The sequence below is a fragment of the Anaerosporobacter sp. genome (assembly GCF_965301125.1).
This window is the reverse complement of sequence record NZ_CBDLAM010000054.1, coordinates 1-21,869: the sequence shown is the minus strand read 5'-3', so window position 1 is coordinate 21,869 and position 21,869 is coordinate 1. Positions and strand designations below refer to the sequence as shown.

At 34.6% G+C, this 21,869-nt stretch carries 14 protein-coding genes; 13 read left to right on the top strand and 1 reads right to left on the bottom strand.

What is annotated here, in order from left to right; genetic code table 11:
* The first annotated feature begins 62 nt into the window (after positions 1–62).
* From ACW2QF_RS08105 to ACW2QF_RS08045, 13 genes are all read left to right on the top strand, one after another.
* The gene (locus ACW2QF_RS08105; RefSeq protein WP_455715497.1) at positions 63–1,235 is read left to right on the top strand and encodes an iron-containing alcohol dehydrogenase; all 1,173 of its coding nucleotides are present in this window, start codon (positions 63–65) and stop codon (positions 1,233–1,235) included.
* Between the two features lie 242 nt (positions 1,236–1,477).
* Positions 1,478–2,368, top strand: coding sequence for a sulfide/dihydroorotate dehydrogenase-like FAD/NAD-binding protein (locus ACW2QF_RS08100; RefSeq protein ID WP_455715496.1), 891 nt, complete (start codon positions 1,478–1,480; stop codon positions 2,366–2,368).
* Positions 2,368–3,753 carry an NADPH-dependent glutamate synthase gene (gltA, locus tag ACW2QF_RS08095; protein ID WP_455715495.1) on the top strand — a complete coding sequence of 462 codons (1,386 nt, stop codon included), beginning with the start codon at positions 2,368–2,370 and terminating at the stop codon, positions 3,751–3,753. The genes ACW2QF_RS08100 and gltA overlap by 1 nt, the downstream gene beginning before the upstream one ends.
* 266 nt (positions 3,754–4,019) lie before the next feature.
* Entirely contained in the window at positions 4,020–6,746 is a 2,727-nt protein-coding gene (locus tag ACW2QF_RS08090; RefSeq protein WP_455715494.1) for a GH36-type glycosyl hydrolase domain-containing protein, read from the top strand.
* Between the two features lie 89 nt (positions 6,747–6,835).
* Positions 6,836–9,988 (top strand): hypothetical protein, encoded by a 3,153-nt coding sequence (locus ACW2QF_RS08085; protein WP_455715493.1) that lies wholly within the window; start codon positions 6,836–6,838, stop codon positions 9,986–9,988.
* Entirely contained in the window at positions 9,989–11,323 is a 1,335-nt protein-coding gene (locus ACW2QF_RS08080) for a glycoside hydrolase family 30 protein (RefSeq protein WP_455715492.1), read from the top strand. It abuts the gene before it with no gap.
* A gap of 18 nt (positions 11,324–11,341) precedes the next feature.
* Positions 11,342–11,941: a hypothetical protein gene (locus ACW2QF_RS08075; protein ID WP_455715491.1), complete on the top strand. Its 600-nt coding sequence runs from the start codon at positions 11,342–11,344 to the stop codon at positions 11,939–11,941.
* 101 nt (positions 11,942–12,042) lie between these two features.
* Positions 12,043–13,005 carry an ABC transporter permease gene (locus ACW2QF_RS08070; protein WP_455715490.1) on the top strand — a complete coding sequence of 321 codons (963 nt, stop codon included), beginning with the start codon at positions 12,043–12,045 and terminating at the stop codon, positions 13,003–13,005.
* A 10-nt stretch (positions 13,006–13,015) separates the two neighbouring features.
* Entirely contained in the window at positions 13,016–13,915 is a 900-nt protein-coding gene (locus ACW2QF_RS08065; protein WP_455715489.1) for a carbohydrate ABC transporter permease, read from the top strand.
* Positions 13,916–13,944: 29 nt separating this feature from the next.
* The gene (locus ACW2QF_RS08060; RefSeq protein ID WP_455715488.1) at positions 13,945–15,627 is read left to right on the top strand and encodes an extracellular solute-binding protein; all 1,683 of its coding nucleotides are present in this window, start codon (positions 13,945–13,947) and stop codon (positions 15,625–15,627) included.
* Between the two features lie 164 nt (positions 15,628–15,791).
* Positions 15,792–17,918 (top strand): methyl-accepting chemotaxis protein, encoded by a 2,127-nt coding sequence (locus ACW2QF_RS08055; RefSeq protein WP_455715487.1) that lies wholly within the window; start codon positions 15,792–15,794, stop codon positions 17,916–17,918.
* Positions 17,919–18,043: 125 nt separating this feature from the next.
* Positions 18,044–19,837, top strand: coding sequence for a sensor histidine kinase (locus tag ACW2QF_RS08050; RefSeq protein ID WP_455715486.1), 1,794 nt, complete (start codon positions 18,044–18,046; stop codon positions 19,835–19,837).
* 25 nt (positions 19,838–19,862) lie between these two features.
* The gene (locus tag ACW2QF_RS08045) at positions 19,863–21,278 is read left to right on the top strand and encodes a response regulator transcription factor (RefSeq protein WP_455715485.1); all 1,416 of its coding nucleotides are present in this window, start codon (positions 19,863–19,865) and stop codon (positions 21,276–21,278) included.
* Positions 21,279–21,393: 115 nt separating this feature from the next.
* On the opposite strand, the gene ACW2QF_RS08040 is transcribed toward ACW2QF_RS08045, so the two are convergent.
* Positions 21,394–21,869 (bottom strand): diguanylate cyclase domain-containing protein (locus ACW2QF_RS08040; protein WP_455715484.1); only part of this gene is annotated, 476 nt, incomplete at its 5' end.

Here is a 21,869-nt window from a genome sequence, read left to right as displayed (position 1 = left end):
ATGTTATAATATAAACAATACAACATCAAAAGTATTACATAATTTTAAGGAGGATATACATAATGATGAGATTTACATTACCAAGAGATATGTATTATGGAAAAGGCGCATTAGAACAACTCAAGAATTTAAAAGGAAAAAAGGCTATTATAGTTCTTGGTGGAGGTTCAATGAAACGCTTTGGCTTCGTTGATAAAGTAGAAGCGTATTTAAAAGAAGCTGGTATTGAAACAAAATTATTTGAAAATGTAGAACCTGATCCTTCTGTTGAAACAGTTATGAAAGGTGCAGAAGCAATGAGAGAATTTGAACCAGATTGGATCATTGCTATGGGTGGTGGATCACCTATTGATGCTGCAAAAGCTATGTGGGTATTTTATGAATATCCAGAAACAACTTTTGAAGAAATTATTCAGCCTTTCTCATTCCCAGAATTAAGACAAAAAGCGAAATTCTTAGCGATTCCTTCAACTTCAGGTACAGCTACAGAAGTAACAGCTTTCTCTGTAATTACTGACTATGCAAAAGGAATCAAATATCCTTTAGCAGACTTTAACATAACTCCTGATGTTGCAATTGTTGATCCTGAATTAGCAGAAACAATGCCTCCTAAATTAGTTGCACATACAGGTATGGATGCTTTAACTCATGCGGTTGAAGCATACGTTTCAACATTAAACTCACCATTTACAGATCCACTTGCTATTAAAGCAATTCAAATGGTTATGGAATATTTACCTACTTCATTTGATGGTGATATGAACGCGAGAGAACAGATGCATTATGCACAATGTCTTGCAGGTCAAGCATTCTCCAATGCGTTACTTGGTATTGTTCACTCAATGGCACATAAAACGGGTGCTGCATTCTCTACAGGACATATTCCACATGGTTGCGCAAATGCGATCTATCTTCCATATGTAATTAAATATAATGCAAAAGTAGCAGAAAGCAGATATGCAGATATTGCTAGATCCATTGGTATCAAAGGTACAGATGCAGAATGCGTGAAAGAACTATGTTCAAAGATTGATGAATATAATGTTAATTTGAATATTCCTAAGACATTAAAAGAGTTTGGTATCAATGAAGATGAATTCAAACAAAAAATTGCAGAAATCTCTGTAAATGCTGTTGGTGATGCATGTACTGGATCAAACCCAAGACCAATCACTCCTGCTGAGATGGAAAAATTATTTACTTGTATTTACTATGGTACTGAAGTTGATTTCTAAATCCTAATAAAAACAGAGTTCTAAATCCTTATTGGTTTAGAACTCTGTTTTTTAAAAAAAGAATTATAGTGAAAAATTGGTGCTAAGTACTAGATTTTTGTTAAATAATAAACTATAATCAATACTTAGGGTAAGTCAGTAGCCGCTACGGACTTACCTGAATTCTTATAACTAAGAGTTTATGTCACAAATGGTGTAACTGTATGGTTACCAATCTATATCACAATGTATGGAGGAAAGTTATGTTTACGATTCGTAAAAAAGAATTATTAGCAAACAATATCTATCTTATGGATGTTGAAGCTCCACGTGTAGCAAAATCATGCTACCCAGGACAATTTGTAATTGTTAAAATGGATGAAAAAGGGGAACGTATCCCATTAACAGTATGTGACTATGACAGAGAAGCTGGTACAGTAGCAATCGTATTCCAAGCTGTTGGTGAATCTACTAAGAGAATGGCTACATACGAAGTTGGTGATGCATTCAGAGATTTCTCGGGACCTCTTGGTTGCAAATCAGAATTAATTGACGAAGACCCAGAAGAGCTTAAGAAGAAGAATATCTTGTTCGTAGCAGGTGGTGTTGGAACTGCTCCAGTTTATCCACAGGTTAAATGGATGCACGAACAAGGATATGATGTAGATTGTGTTATTGGTGCTCGTAGTAAAGAGTTAATCATACTTGAAGATGCTATGAAGAAAGTAGCTAAGAATGTATATGTAGCAACAGATGACGGTTCTTATGGCTTCAAGGGTAATGTTAACGATAAAATAAAAGATTTAGTAAATAACGAAGGAAAACATTATGATCATGTAATCGCAATTGGACCAGTAATCATGATGAAATTCGTATCTATATTAACAAAAGAACTTGGAATTCCTACTACGGTAAGTATGAATCCAATTATGGTAGATGGTACAGGTATGTGTGGTGCCTGTCGTTTAACTGTTGGTGGAGAAGTTAAGTTTGCTTGTGTAGACGGACCAGAATTTGATGGACATCTTGTTGATTTTGATGAGTCAATGAAGAGACAAAGAATGTACAAGTCAGAAGAAGGCAGAGCAATACTTAAAGAGAAAGAAGGAGCCACTCATAAACATGGTGGTTGCGGTTGCGGAGGTGACAACTAATGGATATGTTAACAAAAGTACCAGTAAAAGAGCAAGATCCTAAAGTACGTGCTAAGAATTTTGAAGAAGTATGTCTTGGATATGACCTAGAAGAAGCTCAAATGGAAGCTTCTAGATGTTTGAAATGTAAAAATGCAAAATGTATGTCAGGTTGTCCTGTATCAATTGATATTCCGGGATTTGTAAGAGAAGTAGAAGCTGGTAATGTTGAAGAGGCATATCATGTAATTAGTCAGTATTCTGCACTTCCAGCTGTTTGTGGTCGTGTCTGTCCACAGGAATCACAATGTGAAGAAAGATGTATCCGTGGAATTAAAGGCGAGCCAGTATCTATTGGTAAGTTAGAGCGTTTCGTTGCTGATTGGGCAAGAGAGAATGGTATTAAACCAAAAGCTCCTGAATTTAAAAATGGTAAGAAAGTTGCAGTAATCGGTTCAGGTCCTGCTGGTCTTACTTGTGCAGGAGATCTTGCTAAACTTGGTTATGATGTAACTATTTTTGAAGCTTTACATGAAGCAGGTGGTGTATTAACTTATGGTATTCCTGAATTCCGTTTACCAAAGGATACTGTAGTACAGTCAGAAATAGATAATGTGAAAGCTTTAGGAGTTAAGATTGAAACGAATGTTGTTATTGGTAAATCAACAACAGTAGATCAATTATTAGAAGAAGAAGGCTTTAAGGCAGTATTCATTGGCTCTGGTGCTGGCCTTCCTAAATTCATGGGTATTCCAGGAGAAAATGCTAATGGTGTGTTCTCAGCAAATGAATACTTAACTCGTAATAACTTAATGAAAGCATTTGATGAAAATTATGATACTCCAATTGTTGCTAGTAAGAAGGTAGCAGTTGTTGGTGGTGGTAACGTAGCTATGGATGCCGCAAGAACTGCTTTAAGACTTGGTGCTGAAGTACATATCGTATATAGAAGAAGTGAATCTGAACTTCCAGCCAGAGTTGAAGAAATTCACCATGCAAAAGAAGAAGGAATCATCTTTGACTTACTTACTAATCCAAAAGAAATCTTAGTTGATGAAAATGGATGGGTTAAAGGTATGGTTTGTGTTAAGATGGAACTTGGTGAGCCAGATGCTTCAGGTAGAAGAAGACCATTTGAGGTTCCTGGTTCAGAATTTGAACTTGAACTTGATACAGTTATCATGTCACTTGGTACAAGTCCAAATCCATTGATTTCTTCAACAACTCATGGATTAGATGTGAATAAATACAGATGTATTATAGCAGATGAAGAAAATGGACAGACATCAAAAGAAGGCGTTTATGCTGGTGGAGATGCTGTTACAGGTGCTGCTACAGTTATCCTTGCAATGGGAGCTGGTAAAGCTGCTGCCAAGGGAATTGACGAGTATTTATCAAATAAATAATGTTTGATTCAAATCAAATAAAATAATGAAAACTATGAATACCCTCTAGGGAAGCTTATCAAATAGATAAGTTATCTAGAGGGTATTTTTTATACGATTATTTATAGTATGTAGCTTAGGTCTGTATATTTAAACAACTATCTACAATTTAGAAAATAAAAAATAGAAACCTAATAAAAAAATGGGTACCTTTAATCAAGACGATAGATTCTTATAATAAACTTAGGAAGTAATTAAAGAAGAGCTAAAGTAGGAGGCGAGAAGATATGTTATCGTATCAATTTATAGATCATAAAGGTACATTTCGAGTGGCAGATGCTGAGAATACAAACTATCTCTATTTTCCAATTGCCAATGAATTAGGAATCAAAAGTTCGGTGACTCCATTACTAGGTGGAGATTGTAAGATGGATCAGAATAGCTTCATATTACAACCAGTTAGTAGTGAAGATTTACATAACAATAAGACAAGTAGGAATTTTTGGTGTGATATAACAGGAAAAGGATTATGGTCTGCAACAGGAATGTCAATGAAGCAGTTAGGGAATCAGTTAACAGGAGAGAAAGAAAAAACCATACTTGAGGCTGGAATCTTGTATCAGACGATGTATCGCATCTCTGAAGAATATGGGATAGGTTCTACGATTCTTACATTTGTGCCAATAGAAGATAATATAGAAATCATGAAGGTGGATATTCGCAATATCAGTAATGAAAATCTTGAATTTACTGCTACGGCAGCAATCCCAATATACGGAAGGTCAGCAGATAATATCAGAGATCATCGTCATGTAACATCTTTATTAAATCGCATAGAAACTAAGGATTATGGGGTATATGTGAAGCCAACATTTTCATTCGATGAAAGAGGTCACCAAAAAAATGACATGATTTATTATGTAGTGGGATGCACTGGGGAGGGAGCTAAGCCAAATGGTTTTTATCCAATTGTTGAAGAATATATTGGCGAAGGTGGAGATTTCTTAAGGCCATTGGCTATTATGAATAGACAAGAAAACGTGAAGAAGGATTGTTATAGGAATGGATATGAGGCAATGGGAGCCATTCAGTTTGAAAGTATAGTGTTACGACCTCAGGAGGAATGTAGTTTTATCATCATGATTGGAGCAGAGAAAAATCCTGATGTAATTCAAGAGGTGATTAAAAGGTATGATACGGTTGCAAAGGTAGATAGCGCCTTTCAGAAGATGCAAAGACACTGGGATAAGCAACGGAATGTAAGTATTATTACGAAAGATACAGAATTTAATAATTTTATGCAATGGGTTAGTTTTCAGCCGATTCTTAGACGAATCTATGGGTGCTCCTTCTTGCCTCATCATGATTATGGAAAAGGGGGAAGAGGCTGGAGAGATTTATGGCAAGATTGTCTAGCACTTACCTTGATTAACCCAAGTAGTATTAGGGAATCTATTATCAATAATTATGCTGGAGTAAGAATTGATGGAAGTAATGCTACTATTATTGGTCAAAAGCAGGGGGAGTTTATAGCAGATCGAAATAATATTACAAGAGTATGGATGGATCATGGATTCTGGCCACTGGAAACTACCAATCTATATATTCAACAAACTGGTGATTTATCGGTGTTATTAGAAAAGATGACATACTTTAAAGATAAGCAAATAGCACGTGGAGAACATATTGATATCGATTGGAACAACTCAGATAGTAGATGTATGAAAACAGATGGTGGGGAAGTATACGAAGGAAGTGTGTTAGAACATATCTTAGTTGAGAATCTTACTGCATTTTATGATGTTGGCGAACATAACCACATGCGACTTAGAGGAGCGGACTGGAATGATGCACTTGATATGGCTAGTGAGCGAGGAGAAAGTGTTGCATTTACTGCAGCGTACGTAGGTAATTTTGATACGTTAGTGAAACTATTAAAGCAATTAATTGCATTTGGAATAGAAGAAGTTGAAATTACTGAAGAAATGCTGCTATTGCTTAATCAAGAAGTTTCTTTATATGAAAGTATTTCACAAAAACAAGAATTATTACAAAACTATTGTGCGAATAGTAACAAGAAGCTATCAGGTAAGTTGATGAAGATTTCTTGCAAGGAACTTGCAAATAATCTAAAGGATAAGGCGGACTGGTTAAAACAACATATTAGAGAAACAGAGTGGATAAAGGGCGATCAAAGGAGTGATGATTATCTTGGTTGGTTTAATGGCTATTATGATAATTCAGGTGAGAAAGTAGAGGGTATATTCGAAGAAGGAATTCGTATGATTCTTACTAGTCAAGTGTTTACAATAATGTCGGAAACAGCTACAGAAGAACAGGTGAAGATGATTACCAATGCAGCGGATACGTATTTATTCGAGGCAGAGGTAGGAGGTTATCGTTTAAACACAGATTTTAAGGAACTGAAATTAAACTTAGGTAGAATGTTTGGATTTGCATATGGTCACAAAGAAAATGGAGCTGTATTTTCTCATATGACAGTTATGTATGCGAATGCATTATATCAAAGAGGATTTGTAAAAGAAGGATATAAGGCAATTGCTGCCCTTTCTAAACAAGCTTGTAATTCAAAAGTGAGTAAGATATATCCAGGGATACCAGAGTATTTTAATGATGAAGGAAGAGGTATGTATCATTACTTAACAGGAGCAGCAAGCTGGCTTATGTTGACAGTAGTAACACAGATGTTTGGTGTAAGAGGAGACGGAGGCGATTTGTTAATTCAACCTAAATTATTAAAAGAACAATTTGAGAAAGAAAAGTCAGCAAGAATAGTAACTGTGTTTGCGGATCACAACATAGAGGTTTTATTTATCAATGAAGCAAATAAGGAATATGGAGAATACCAAGTAGCAGAAGTATATGTGAATGATAAGCGTATGCTAGAGAAGGATAAAGTATCTATCAACCAATATGATTGCATCTGCAAGAAAGAATATATTCAAGGGTTATTGACTGAGATGAGTCATCAGATAAAGGTGATTCTTCGTTAAAAATCTATAAAAGTTATTTAGGTGATTTCAAAACTCTTTTCCGTTCATTAAGAATTTCGCAATTGCCTATATAAAAAAGGAGACAGAATATGCAAGGACACAATAAACTAAGTCAAAGTAAATTAGATGATAAGAAGAGATATCAAATTAAGGATTATGGGAAGAAATCAACGTTTGCAAGTTTCTTGCCTGGAATTAGTGGTAAGAATGGAATACCAATTTGGTGCTATTATGTAAATCGCGGGCAAGGGGTTACTAGTTTTGGAGTGGATTGCAAAGACCGTGCCATAATGGAATTTTTTCCAGCTCACCAAGCATATCAGAATGTTAAGGTGCAAGGGTTTAGAACATTTATAAAAAAAGAGGGAAGTTATTTCGAACCTTTTAAAGAAGATTATAAGAACACAAGTATGTCTATTGGAATGAATGAACTCGAACTAAGACATCATGATGAGAAACATCAGATAGAGACTTGCGTCACCTATTATATATTACCAGGGGAAAAGCTTGGTGCTTTAGTTCGTAAAGTGCGTATTAAGAATCTATCAGATGAAGCATGTAATTTAGAAGTGTTAGATGGTATGCCAGCGGTGATTCCTTATGGTGTGAATATGGGGTCTATGAAAGAGATGGGACAGACAACCAAAGCTTGGATGCAAGTAGAAGACGTGCAGACGAAAACACCATATTTTCGTGTACGTGTAAGTATGGAAGATACCGCTAGTGTTCAGGGGGTTGAAGGTGGAAACTTTGCTCATGCTATCAATGATTGTGGAGAAGAATTGATTCCCATTGTAGACCCTATGGTTGTATTTGATTATGATACTGGTCTTGATGCAGCAGTGGGCTTTAGGGATGAAACATTAGATGAACTGATAGTAAAGAAGCAAGTCACACAGAATAATTTGCCTTGTTGTTTCTTTGCAGAACAGAAGTTAGTAAAGGCAGGAGAAGAGATTTGTCTATATGAATTGTTTGGACAGGTAGAGAGTAAGGACGTCCTTCATTCCTGTAAAGAGAAATGGTTACAGCCAGAATTTTATAGGAACAAACAACAAGAGGGAAATGACCTTATCAATGAGATTTGTAAATCAATTGAAACAACAACAGGAAATGAACTCTTTGATGAGTACTGCAAACAAACATATCTGGATAATGTACTTCGTGGTGGTTATCCGATTGAATTAGCGAAGAATAAGATTTTTTATTTATATTCAAGAAAGCATGGTGACATTGAAAGAGATTATAATTATTTTCGTATGTTGCCTGAATATTACTCACAAGGAAATGGAAATTTTCGAGATGTAAATCAGAATCGTAGAGAAGATGTTCGATTTCAGCCATATGTGAAAGATACGAATATAAGAACTTTCTATAATATGATACAGATTGATGGATATAATCCATTATCTGTTGAGCAAGTTACTTATCAGTTAGAAGCTCCGAAATTAGAAAAGGTACTTCGAATTGTACCTGAAACGTGTAAGTCAATCTTATCAAAGCTTTTTGAAGAAGAATTTACTCCAGGAAAACTTTTTATGACACTAGAAGAGTGTCAATGGAAGGAAGAAGAGAGTAAGAAAGAATTTGTTGAGATGGTGCTTGAACAAGCAAATGGTGAGACAACGGGTTCGTTTGGAGAAGGGTATTGGAGTGATCATTGGACATATAACTTAGATTTAATAGAAGAGTATCTTCATGTGTATCCAGATTATGAGAAGGAACTTCTGTTTGAAGATGCGAGCTATACATATTTTGAGACAAGAGTAACACTTCTACCTAGAAAGAAACGATATGTAAAGACAGAAAAGGGAATCAGACAATATAACTTCCTTGATAAAACAAGGAAAAAAGATTGCAAAAATGATAAATTACAAAGCAATTATGGAGAAGGAGAAGTGGTAACGGGAACATTAATGGAGAAGATACTACTACTAAGTGCCTTAAAATATGCAACACTTGACCCTTATGGTATGGGAATCGAGATGGAAGGTGGAAAGCCAGGTTGGTATGATGCACTTAATGGGCTTCCAGGAATATTTGGTTCATCTATGGCAGAGACCTATGAACTTGCTAGAATGTTGAAGTTTGCTATAGAGAAATTATCGTCATATCATCAATCCGTAATTGTATTCAGTGAATTAGTAGAATTGATGGAATCTCTAGAAGAAAGCACGAACCAGTGGAAGAGGAATAATCAGCAATTAGGATTTTGGAATGGGATAAATGATTGCAAAGAACTATTTCGAGAGAAGACTGTATTTGGTGTATCTGGAGAAAAGAGAGCTCTTTCAAGTGGATACTTAGTGAATCTTCTTAAAGATTGGTTAATAGTTGTAGAGCAAGGCATTCAAAAAGCAGTTGAATACGGTGATGGATTATGCCCAACATACTTTAGTTATGAAGTGACAGATTATGTTGAGGAAGAGGGAAACATTATACCAAAACAATTTCAGGTCGTTAGAATGCCATATTTCTTAGAAGGTCCTGTCCGTTATATGAAGATTGTAGATGACAAAGAGGAGAAGAAATCCTTGTATACTAAAGTTAAGGAGAGCAATCTATATGATAAGAAATTGTCCATGTATAAGGTAAATACAGCGTTAAAGAGTGCTTCCTATGAGATTGGACGTTGTAAAGCATTCACACCAGGTTGGTTAGAGAATGAATCGATATGGTTACATATGGAGTATAAATATTTGCTAGAACTTCTTAAAGCAGGACTATACGAGGAGTTTTTTGAGGATTTTCAAAATGCATGTGTACCATTCCTTGACTATGATATGTACGGCAGAAGTCTTCTTGAAAATTCCTCCTTTTTAGCAAGTAGTGCAAATCCTAATGAATCCATTCATGGAAAGGGATTTGTTGCTAGGTTAAGTGGATCAACAGCGGAATTCCTTAATATGTGGCAGATTATGATGTTTGGTGAAAATCCTTTTGTTATGAGAGAGGGAGAACTGGTGATGCAGTTACAACCTGCTATTCCAAGTTACCTATTAACACAGGAACGGAAGGTAGAGGCTGTTCTCTTTAGTAAGACCAAAGTTCGTTATGAGATTGAAAAAGAAGCGAAAGCAGATTTGATTCCTGGAAATTATGTGATGAAGGATATACGTGTGCTTTGGGAAGATGGCAAGAATGAAAGTTTCTTAGGTGGTTTGATAGTTGGAGAAGCGGCAGTAAGGATACGAGATGGAAAATCGATAGCAATAAATTGCTTAATTGGAGGGATAAATTAAATGAAGATTACTCAAATAACAACGAATTATAGTGAAAACAAATTTATGGAGATTACGAATGGAATTGAAGAAACAGAAGTTGGGAATATGAATGTTATTAATTTGTATCCTGATGTTATGTATCAAAGAATTCGGGGATTTGGTGGTGCGTTTACAGAATCTGCAGGCTACACACTTTCAAAATTAAGTGAAGAGAAACAAAAAGAAATTGCAGAAGCTTATTTTGGTGAAAGTGGAATTGGTTATACACTTGGAAGAACCCATATTAACAGCTGTGATTTTTCCCTTGGAAATTACGCATATGTGGAAGATCCAGCCGATACGAAATTGGAGACATTTACAAGAGAAAGAGATCAATTATATATTGTACCATTCATTCGTCTTGCACAAGAAGTTTCAAGAGATAAAATAGAGTTTCTTGCATCGCCATGGAGTCCACCTGCTTTCATGAAGACCAATGGTGAGATGAATCATGGTGGAAAATTAAAAGAAGAATACAAAACGTTATGGGCAGAGTACATATGCAGATACATTAAGGATTGTCAAGAGGATGGAATTCCTGTAACAATGATTACAGTGCAAAATGAGCCAGAGGCCACACAAGAATGGGATTCTTGTCGCTTTAGTGCCAAAGAAGAAATGGAATTTGTCAGAGATTATCTTGGACCTATTATGGAAGAGCAAGGATTAAAGGACATTAAAATTTATATATGGGACCATAATAAAGAGATTATGTATGAACGTGCAAAAGATATATTAAACGATGAAAAAGCAGCTAAATATATTGCTGGAGTTGGATTTCATTGGTATACAGGAGATCACTTTGAGGCTGTAAGTCTAGTGAGAGAGCAGTATATAGATAAGGAATTACTGTTCACAGAAGGTTGTGTGGAATATAGCAGATTTATGGATTCTAATGATGTATATAAAGCAGAAATGTATGCACATGATATTCTAGGAAATCTCAATGCAGGTATGAATGGATATATGGATTGGAATTTAGTTCTAGACGAAAAAGGTGGGCCAAATCATGTAAACAATCTTTGTGCGGCACCAATTATGTGTGATTGCGTCAACGGTACGTATGAGAAGAGACTTTCCTATTATTATGTGGGACATTTCAGTAAGTACATTCGTGTGGGGGCTAGAAGAATTGCTACTACGAGATATACGGATCAAATAGAAGTGACTGCATTTTTAAATCCAGATGGAGAGAAAGTGGTAGTTCTATTAAACAAACAAAATAGTGATATCCCAGTAGTATTAAGAGAGTATGGTAAAGGTACTGAACTAGTAGTGAAAGCTCATAGCATAGTCACTCTATGCATTGAGTAATAAAGGAGGTATCACAAGATGAAAAGAAAAAGGATTATCAGTCTGTGCGTAGTTACTGTTATGTTGATTCTTGGTATTTCCATAGTCTGGTTTACGAGGCGTGAGAGTAATTATGATCCTAAGGAAACGGTAGTACTAACCATTGATAATGAGAAGATTTTTCTAGATGAGGTATTGTATCATATAACCTTGTCTAGAATGCAAGGTCAATTGTATGCAGCCTTTATGAACGATACAGACTATATGAAACGTGACTATGGTGATGGTAGAACGGTTGGAGAAGTAATGAAAGAAGAAGCGATGGATAATGCAATCCGCTATGAACTTCTATATCAGCAAGCCATGAAAGAAGGCTATGTATTGACGGAGGAAGAAATCCTAGATAGTCAGAAAAGAACAGATAATATACTTATAACAATACCAGAAGAAGATAGAGAGAAAACTGGTTTAAGTAAAGAAAAGTTGAATCTTATCCAAGAGAAGATTGCATTAGCGACTAGGTATTATCAAACCATGTACAAGGATGTTGATTTAACAGACAAAAACATATATGAACAATTGAAAGATGGACACCAAATTACGATACAAAAGAAGGTATGGAATTCGGTCAAGTTCTAATTTAACTTCCTAAAAAAATGACACCTAAATAAAATTAGTGTCATTAACTACAAAAACAATACCAGTTATAATTAAGGTATAAAAAGGACGGAGGGATGAACATGGCAGATACAGCTGTGATAACTAAAAAACCGAAGAAAATTAAATATAGGAACAAAGCTAGTTTTTTCAAACAATTAGCAAATCAAAAGTACCTTCAGGTAATGGCTCTTCTAGGAGTGGCCTGGATGTTGATTTTTAACTACATTCCAATGGGAGGTATCGTAATTGCTTTTAAGAAATTTAAAATTACAAGAACAATTGCTGAAGCACCTTGGGTTGGATTACAGTACTTTAAAGAGTTTTTCATGGATGATAATTTCGTTAATATCATGCAGAATACGTTAGGTATTAGTTTGTTGAAATTGTTTATTGGATTTCCTTTACCAATTATTTTTGCATTGCTGTTAAATGAAATCAGAAATGTAAAATTCAAAAAGATTGCACAAACAATTTCCTATTTGCCACACTTCCTTTCATGGGTTGTACTTGGTGGAATCATGGTAACATGGTTATCAAAAACAGGCGTTATTAATGACTTTTTAGTAGCTGCACATATAATAAAGGAGCCAATTTCTTTTCTTGGTAATCCTAAATTTTTCTGGGGATTATCAGTGATATCGGATAGTTGGAAGGAACTTGGGTGGTCGGCGATTATTTATCTAGCGGCAATTTCTGGAGTGGATCAGCAGATGTATGAAGCAGCAACTGTAGATGGAGCAACAAAACTTCAAAAGATATTTAAGATTACTTTGCCTTCTATTACAGGAACGATTGCATTAATGCTTATTTTACAAGTTTCAGGGTTACTTAATTCAAACTTTGATCAAGTATTAATACTTAAGAATCAGATTAACGTATCAAGAAGTCAGGTTATTGATACATATGTATATCAGGTTGGTATGACTATGGGTAAATATTCGTACGCAACAGCAGTCGGACTCTTTAAATCGGTAATTGCTTTGCTATTACTTGTCATTGCAAATAAAACAAGTAAAAAATGCTTGGGCAGATCATTATACTAGGAGGGATTCGATGAAGACAAAAAGTAAAATTAAGCGTTCCCGTGGAACCATAATATTTGATACTTGTAATGTAATATTTATGTTGTTAATCTGTTTTGTATGTTTATATCCAATTTGGTATGTAATTGTTAATTCACTAAATGATTCACAAGATGCACTTAGGGGCGGAATCTATTGGTGGCCAAGAAAATTTTCGTTAGCGAATTACAAGAGTGTATTTTCTAATGGAAGTGTTTTGCAAGCTTTTAAAGTGACTATAGGTAAAACGTTAATTGGTACTACGATTAATGTTTTGTTTACTGCAATGGTAGCTTACCCATTATCAAAAGAAAGATTGATTGGTAGAAAGTACTATATGGCAATTGGAACAGTTACAATGTTCTTCTCGGGTGGTTTGATACCAACGTTCCTTTTGTTTAAGCAATTAAACTTATTAAACAATTTCTTGGTTTACATAATACCTGCAGCTTTCAATTTCTTTAACTTATTAATCTTTATTAACTTCTTTAAAGAAATACCTGCAGCTTTAGAGGAATCAGCCAAGATTGATGGTGCAAATGACTTAACAATTTTCCGTAAGATTATTATTCCATTATCAAAACCCGTATTTGCTACAATTGCACTATTTTCAGGTGTAGGTCAATGGAACGATTATTTTGGTGGTTTGATGTATATGACAAATCGTACTGATTTAGAACCAATTCAGACATTTTTGTATCGTCTTATAGCACAAGCCCAATCTTCACAGATGGCTAATGGAATATCTACGCAGATACAAACATCGGATACAACGTCAACATCAATTAAATTAGCCGCAATGGTTATCACTACTTTGCCTATCTGCTGTGTCTATCCATTCTTACAAAAATATTTTGTTAAAGGTATGATGGTAGGAGCAGTTAAGGAATAAATCATAATGTATTAAAGGGAGGAAACGCTATGAAAAAACAGTTCAAAAAGGGTATTGTATTGTTACTTACAGCGGCAATGATGTTTTCTGTTGTTGGCTGTAGTGGGAAGAAAGAAAAGAATAATAATGCGAAAGAAACACAAACAGAAGTAGGAGACACTACAGATGCAAAAGAAACTGACACAGCACAATCTGGAGAGGTTACTCCAGGCTGGAAAGAACATGCAGATGAAAAAGTGGATTTTACTTGGTATATTAACTTTTCATGGTTTACCACTCCATGGGGAGAAAATCTAGTATCAAAGAAAATTACAGAAGAAACAGGATGCAACATTGAATTTATCGTACCAGCTGGTAATGAAGCTGAGAAATTAAACTCATTAATTGCATCTGATACATTACCTGACATCCTAACTATAGGTTGGTATGAAGGTCAAGTTAACCAAATAATTGAAGATGGTATGGTATATGCATTAGATGAATTAGCTAACGAATATGACCCATATTGGTTCGAAGTAGCTGATGAAGGTCGTGTTGGTTGGTTTACACAAGAAGATGGACATATCTATGGATATCCTAACACTTCATTCTCTCCACAAGACTATGAAAAGTATGATAATATCTCTTCAAACCAAACATTCTTAGTAAAGAAAGATATCTATGAAGCAATCGGAAGTCCTGATATGACTACACCAGAAGGATTCAAAGCAGCAGTTAAGGCAGCAGCAGAACAGTTCCCAGAGGTTAATGGACAACCATTAATTCCAATTGGAGCTCATGAGTTCGGTACTATAGGTAATGTTTCATTTGATCAATACTTAAGTAACTTCTTAGCAATTCCATATGAAAAAGACGGAAAATACTATGATCGTTATACTGATCCAGAATTAGTTCGCTGGTTAAAGACATTCCGTGAACTTGGTTCAGAAGGATATTTAGCAGATGATATCTTTATTGATAAGAGAGCACAGATGGAAGAAAAGATTGCTCAGGGCCGTTACTTCTGTATGCTATATCAAAGAAGTGATATGCAAACACAACAGAAGATGCTTTATGATAATGATCCAAACAGTATTTACATTGCAGTAGATGGACCAAAGAATTCAAAAGGTGACGATTATACATTACCAGGTGCAGGTATTAACGGCTGGTGTGTAAATATGATTTCAAAGAATTGTAAAAATCCAGATCGTGCAATTCAATTATTCTCATATTTCATGAGTGAAGAAGGACAACACATGACTTGGTTAGGTGTGGAAGGTGAAACATGGGATTATGACGCTAACGGCGTAGAAAAGATGCATGATGACGTAAAAGAATTGCTTAACAAAGACCGTAAAGCTTATGATCAACAATATGGTGCAGATTCTGCTTACTGGATGTTCCAAGATAATGCAATGGCGTTAAAATGGGCTGAGCCTGCTCCAGAACCACTTGGACAAATGGAACGATGGACTTTCCCATACGTTATGACAACTTCGCAATATGATATATCATTACAAGCAGATTCTGAAGAAGCAGATATCAAATCTAAGATTGATAATGAATGGGGTGTTGTATTACCACAGTTATTATTAGCAAAATCGGATGAAGAATTTGATAAGATATGGAATTCGTTTCTTGAGAAGAGAAAAGATTATGGTCTTGATACACTTATTGAAAAACAAACGGATTTAATGAATGTTGCAAAAGAGAAATTAGGAGTTAATTAAAGAGATTTTTACATATTTGCCTCCGAATCGTTTCAAGATTTGATAGAATGAAATAATACACAATTAAATGAACGTCACAATTTTAGGGCTGTAGCAAATATTTTATGTTTTGTAGCAGCCCTAATTTTCAGTTTTGATTTAAAGTACAAGAATTGGAGGGAGTTATGATGAAACCAAGGGAAAAGGATAAAAGAAATATAACGAACAATAAAAGTAAAGTGAATAGGGGCACTAAAGTAAATAGCGTAAAAGTAAAATTAATTGCTGCTTTCTTTATACCTGTTTTATGTATAGTTATGCTTGGAATGGTTACTTATCAGAAAGCCTCAAAGGGATTGATTATAAATTTTGAGTCCTCTAGTCTTGGTACAATACGAATGATGTCGGATTATTTCCAAGTCGGATTTGAGACAGCTATGTCAAAAGCTACACAAATTAATATAAATGAAAGTGTAAAATCCTACTATTCTGGAGGATATAAAGGCAATACCGTTGAAGAATTGAGTGTGTATCGATTGGTCCAAAATGCAATAGAATCCAATACGTTAGATGATCACGTAGTGGATAATATTACGATATTTGGTGAATATGGGTCTAGTGTTTCTGTGAATGGAACTGCACCGCAGTCCTTATACAGTGCATTTGGCGATTCAGAGGAAGGAAAGAATTTCTTAGAATCTACGAAGAAGAGTATGTGGAGTGGATACCATACATATATGGACCTGGTGACTCAACAGGATGGTGAAGACTATGGCATTGTATTTAGTAAATATCTATACAATAAAAGTAATAAGAAGATGGGGATTATCACAGTCGATGTTAAAAGAGATTTTATATACAATGCTTTGGAAAATACAGAGTTTGGGCATGGTAGCATTGTTGGTTTTATTACTGCTGATGGCAAAGAGATAACCTGCGGTGGGAATAAAGGATTTAGTATAATGGAACAACCTTTCTATCAAGAGAATCCTATACATCTGAGTGATTCCATTGAAATAGCAACCAATCAGGAAGTAACACATAACTATGTGGAATGGAAAGGAAAGACGTATCTTTATCAATATATAAATCTACCAGAACAAGAAGCAGCAGTTTATGCGCTTATACCTAAAGAAATCATTACTAAAGAAGCGGAAGAAATGCGGTTAATCACAGTTGTGATTGTAATAGTAGCTTCTTTAATTGCTATTATTGTTGGAACGATACTAGCATCTGGTTTTAGTAATTCGATTAATAAAGTTAATAAGGGATTAAAGCATCTAGAAGAAGGAAATCTTACAACTACGGTATCACTTAAAAGAAAAGATGAATTCCAATTTCTTTCTCAAGGTATTGAAAATATGACATTGGGGATGAGAAATTTAATTGTGCAGATGACAGAAGTAAGTGAGCATGTTCTTGATAATGCGGGTACAGTATCGATAAATACAGAAGACATGCTAGAAAAATCCCGGTATATTGCAAAAAACGTAACGGATATTGAATATGCTATAGAGCAACAAGCAGAAGATGCTATGAATTGTTTCCAACAGATGACAAATCTATCAGAGCAAATAGAGAGGGTAGCAGTGAATGCTTATGCTATAAACCAGGTTGTCACAGGTACAAAGGGACAGGTTGAGGAAGGTATGTTTATTGTGGAAGAATTATCAAGATGTGCTGTAGATACTGTAGATATAACGAAGCGTGTAATAGAAAACATACAAGTTTTACATACAAAAACAACAGCCATTAATGAAATCTTGCAAACTATTAATGAATTATCCGATCTTACGAATTTACTATCTTTGAATGCAACCATTGAGGCAGCACGGGCAGGAGAATCAGGAAAAGGTTTTGCTGTTGTAGCAGAGGAAATACGAAAATTGTCTGGACAATCTAAAAAAGCAGCAAGTGAAATTGAATCCATTATATGTGAGATAGCAAGTCAAACGAAAGAAACTGTTGATACGGCTATGCAGGCAGAGAGCATTGTTGACAGACAAGGAGAAACTTTACATAAAACAGTGTCTGTTTTTCAAGGGATTGAAAATTATGTAGAGCAGCTTACATCAAATCTCGATGTAATAGCAAATGGAATCGATACAATTCAAAAAAATAAAGAGGATACACTAATAGCAGTTGAGAGTATATCTGCAACTACTCAGCAAACGTCATCTGCGACAGGTGAACTTAGTAATGCTATGGACAGTCAAATTGTGTCAGCTAAAAATTTAAGTCAAATTGCTATACAATTAAGTGATGCTGCACATAACTTAGAAAAAACAGTATCGATTTTTGTTATAAAATGACGAAAAATATTGGATATGACCTTGTAGTATGATAGAATATATCTATAAAAAGGGAAATCATGGCATCTTAAAATGATAATATGATTAAAGAATAAGAGAAGATGGTATGGGAAGAGAGAGGGAATATGGGAAAACTTAAATATTGCTGGACGAATAAGCTGAAAATAACAGATAAGATTTCTTTAACCGTTTTTTGTTTTGCTTTTGTACCAATTCTAGTTCTGTTTCTAGTCATCATTATGAATTTAGAAGAAAAAGATAAAAATGACAAGATCTATTTGGCTAAGTCTTCTGTGAATCAAATCTATGCGAACGTACAAAAAACAGTGGAACTATGTAATATGTCAACGCAAGTATTTTTGAATAATGGAAATCTGACCGATTATCTGGAACGGGTATATTCAGGAGAAAAGATTTCTGTTGAAGATATGATACAGTTTAGCAGGGAAGATATTGTTAGTATGGAACGTCTTGTGAATAGTAATCCGTATTTATATCAGATTCATGTATATGTGGACGATGATACTATGCTTGAAATGGTACCCATATTATATCAAAAGTCCAGAATGAAAAATATTCAAATTATAGAAGAGGCTGGATTAGAAAATTCTTGGCTTTTTGATTATACGGATGATATGTTTAGTTTGTCTGATAATCCAACTAAACATATTATGTCACTCACCACAAAGATGCCAAATTATACATATGGAAATTTAGGATATATTGAAGTAGCTGTAAGAATGGAAAGTGTCTTCCCTGAGTTGTTTGAATATAGCGATACAAGGTGGCGGTGTTTTGTGGACCAGCAAGATAATCGTTATTATAATAAAAGCGATGATAATCGTTGGAATCGCTATGTGGAAGATATTATGTCGAAAGTGGTGGATAAGAATCAAGAAATTAGTAAGAAAGTAAAGATTCAAGGGGAAGACATGATTATAACTTCTAAACCAATTCCAGAATTGAATGGAAGTTATATCGAAGTAATTTCTTTGGACAAATTTAGCAGTACGCTAACTAAGATGAGTTGGTTTTATCTGTTTATTCTAGTTGGTATTATGGTGTTGCTAATTGTTGTTATTCATTTTGTTGTTACGACAATGGTAAAACGTTTTTATATGTTATTTAAAACACTAAAAGAGGTGCAGGGAGGAAATCTAAATGTAGTAGTGCCAGATTGCGGTTCAGATGAATTAGGGGAATTAGCAAATCAAATTGGGATTATGTTAGATAAGATTAAATTACTAATGAAAGACAATCTAGACCGTGAAATCCTTGCTAAAAATTCCGAAATCCGAGCTTTACAGAACCAAATTAATGCGCATTTTATCTACAATGTACTAGAATCTGTCAAGATGATGGCGGAGATTGAGGAAAAGTATGATATTGCAGACGCGGTAACCTCCCTTGGAATCATGCTTCGTTACAGTATGAAAGGACTTGCAAAGAATGTAACGGTAAGACAAGAGATTGAGTACATACAAAAATATATTGCATTAATGAACTTACGGTTTGACTATGAAATCTATCTATCTCTTAATATACCGAAAGTATTATGGGAACAGGAGATTCCTAAGATGTCATTGCAGCCAATAGTGGAGAATGCAATCTGCCATGGTATAGAAGATATTGCAGAGGATACGAATATCTACATTAAAGGTATTGTAATGTTGGAAGATTTCATCATTGAAATAACTGATCAGGGAAAAGGTATGACGGACGAGAAAGTAGAATATCTGAGAGAGAAGATTGATGAAGATATAGAAGTAAGCGGAGGAGCAGGTACAGGTATTGGTCTGAAGAATGTACAGGATCGAATCCAAATTCATTTTGGGAAAGAATACGGAATTCAGATTTCATCTAGATATGGTTGTTATACCAAGGTTTCTATGAGATTACCGTTTAATCCAAACGTTTAGCTGTGAATGGGAAGGGTGGGGTTTAATGAACACTTTATTAATTGTAGAGGATGAAAAACTAATAAGACAAGGAATAAAAGCTATGGCATTACGCTCTGGAGTACCGATTTCTATGGTAATGGAGTGCAAGAATGGATTAGAAGCTCTAGAGATTATTCGAGGTCAAGAGATTGATGTAGTAATCACTGATATACGAATGCCAAAGATGGATGGGATAACTTTAGTAAAAGAGATTCAAACCTGTAACCATGTACCTTTAATTGTAGTAGTAAGTGGATATGACGATTTTTCTTATGCGGTTGAATTACTTCGCCATGGAGTTAAGGATTATCTTCTTAAACCTATAGAGCGAACACAGTTATCAGAGATACTTACTAAATTAGAAGAGGAATTAGTAAGAAACCAAAATAAATTGAATATGATGATGAATATTGGATATCAACAATTAAAGCAATTAATGTTAAATGATAATATGGATGAAAAAGAATGTGAACTTATCATAAATCAGTTTTCATCTAGCTTCTTTGATGGAGAGTATATTGTCTATTGTACTAATTATAGAGATGAGTTTGAAGAAACAGATGGAGTTACCTTCTTACATGATGTGAATGGACAAGGTATCTTTATAGTAGATAACCTGCAAAAAGATAAGATAGTAAAATCAGAGTTACGTGGGTATTATGTGGGTTCTAGTCGAGTACATGTAGGTCTTTTACAGATTAAAGAAGCATACGAAGAAGCAAAGAAAGCCAGAAGACAGGCTTTTCTATCAGATAGTAATTTTGTAATATATGATAAAGAAGCTGAAATCGAAGACGGGATTTATCAGGAACATGAGATTGAACAAATTGTTCAGATGATAGGGACTGATAAATGTGAGGAAGCTCTTAAAATGCTAGATCATATCTGTTATCAGTTTAAGATAAGTAAGATTTCTGATTCAACTTTAATAGATATGCTTTCTTCTATCAAGCAAAAGACATACACCACTTACCGAAATGTTCTTAAAGAGATCAAGGATGAAGAATTTGTAGAGGATTTATTACGTTATGATAGTTTATCTCAGTATATAGCATATATTAAGTGTTGGATTAGAGAATTGAATGAACGTTTGTTAACTCAATTTGATGATTATCGTAACAAACAAAAGATTCAGTCTGCTCTTATGTATATAAAGGATAATTATAGAAAAGATTTGAATATGGCGGTTGTATCAAATTATATTTCAATGAACTATTCTTTGTTCTCTTATGTATTTAAGCAATATACGGGATGTAATTTTGTAAATTACTTGAAGCAAATTCGGGTGGATGAAGCAAAACGATTATTAACAACAACAGACATGAAAATCGTAGATATTAGCAAAGCGGTAGGGTATGATAATGATAAGCATTTCATGAAGATTTTTAAGGGACAATGTGGCGTTTCACCTACAGTATAGGAAAAATATGTTTTTAGGAAATTAAAGTAGTAACTATAAACATAAAGATAAAGACGGGGCTGATACAAAATATATTGATATTTTGTATCAGCCCCTAATCGATAGATGTAATTTCTTATTCGTCTATTAGAGTATATAGTTTATCTAATGTATAGGCTTGACAGGAGTAACTTATGGTCATAGAATAAGGCTTTTTATGGATAAGTTTATAATTCTGTATATATTTTTCTATCTTTTTCATCAAGCCAATTGCCTCTTCATCCATAGTATCTTGCAATAATAAATAGAAGGTGTTTTTTTCTAAGTGTGAGTTAAATTGAGAAGATGTTTGATTGCTTTCAATCGCTCTTGTCAAAACTAATAGGCAAAGCTCTGCTTCTTGTATACCATATTGTGTTTGAATCTGTTCCAAACAATCTATATGGAGAGTAATTACCATAATAGGATTATCCAAACTGTTTTTGTCCAGAAGTAGAGAATTATAATATTTCTTTAATCCTTTTAAATTCCAAAAGTGTGTAAGTTCATCTTTTAGATAAAGGGTTTCCAGTCGATCAATTAATGCTGTACGCTCGTAATTACTTATAATAG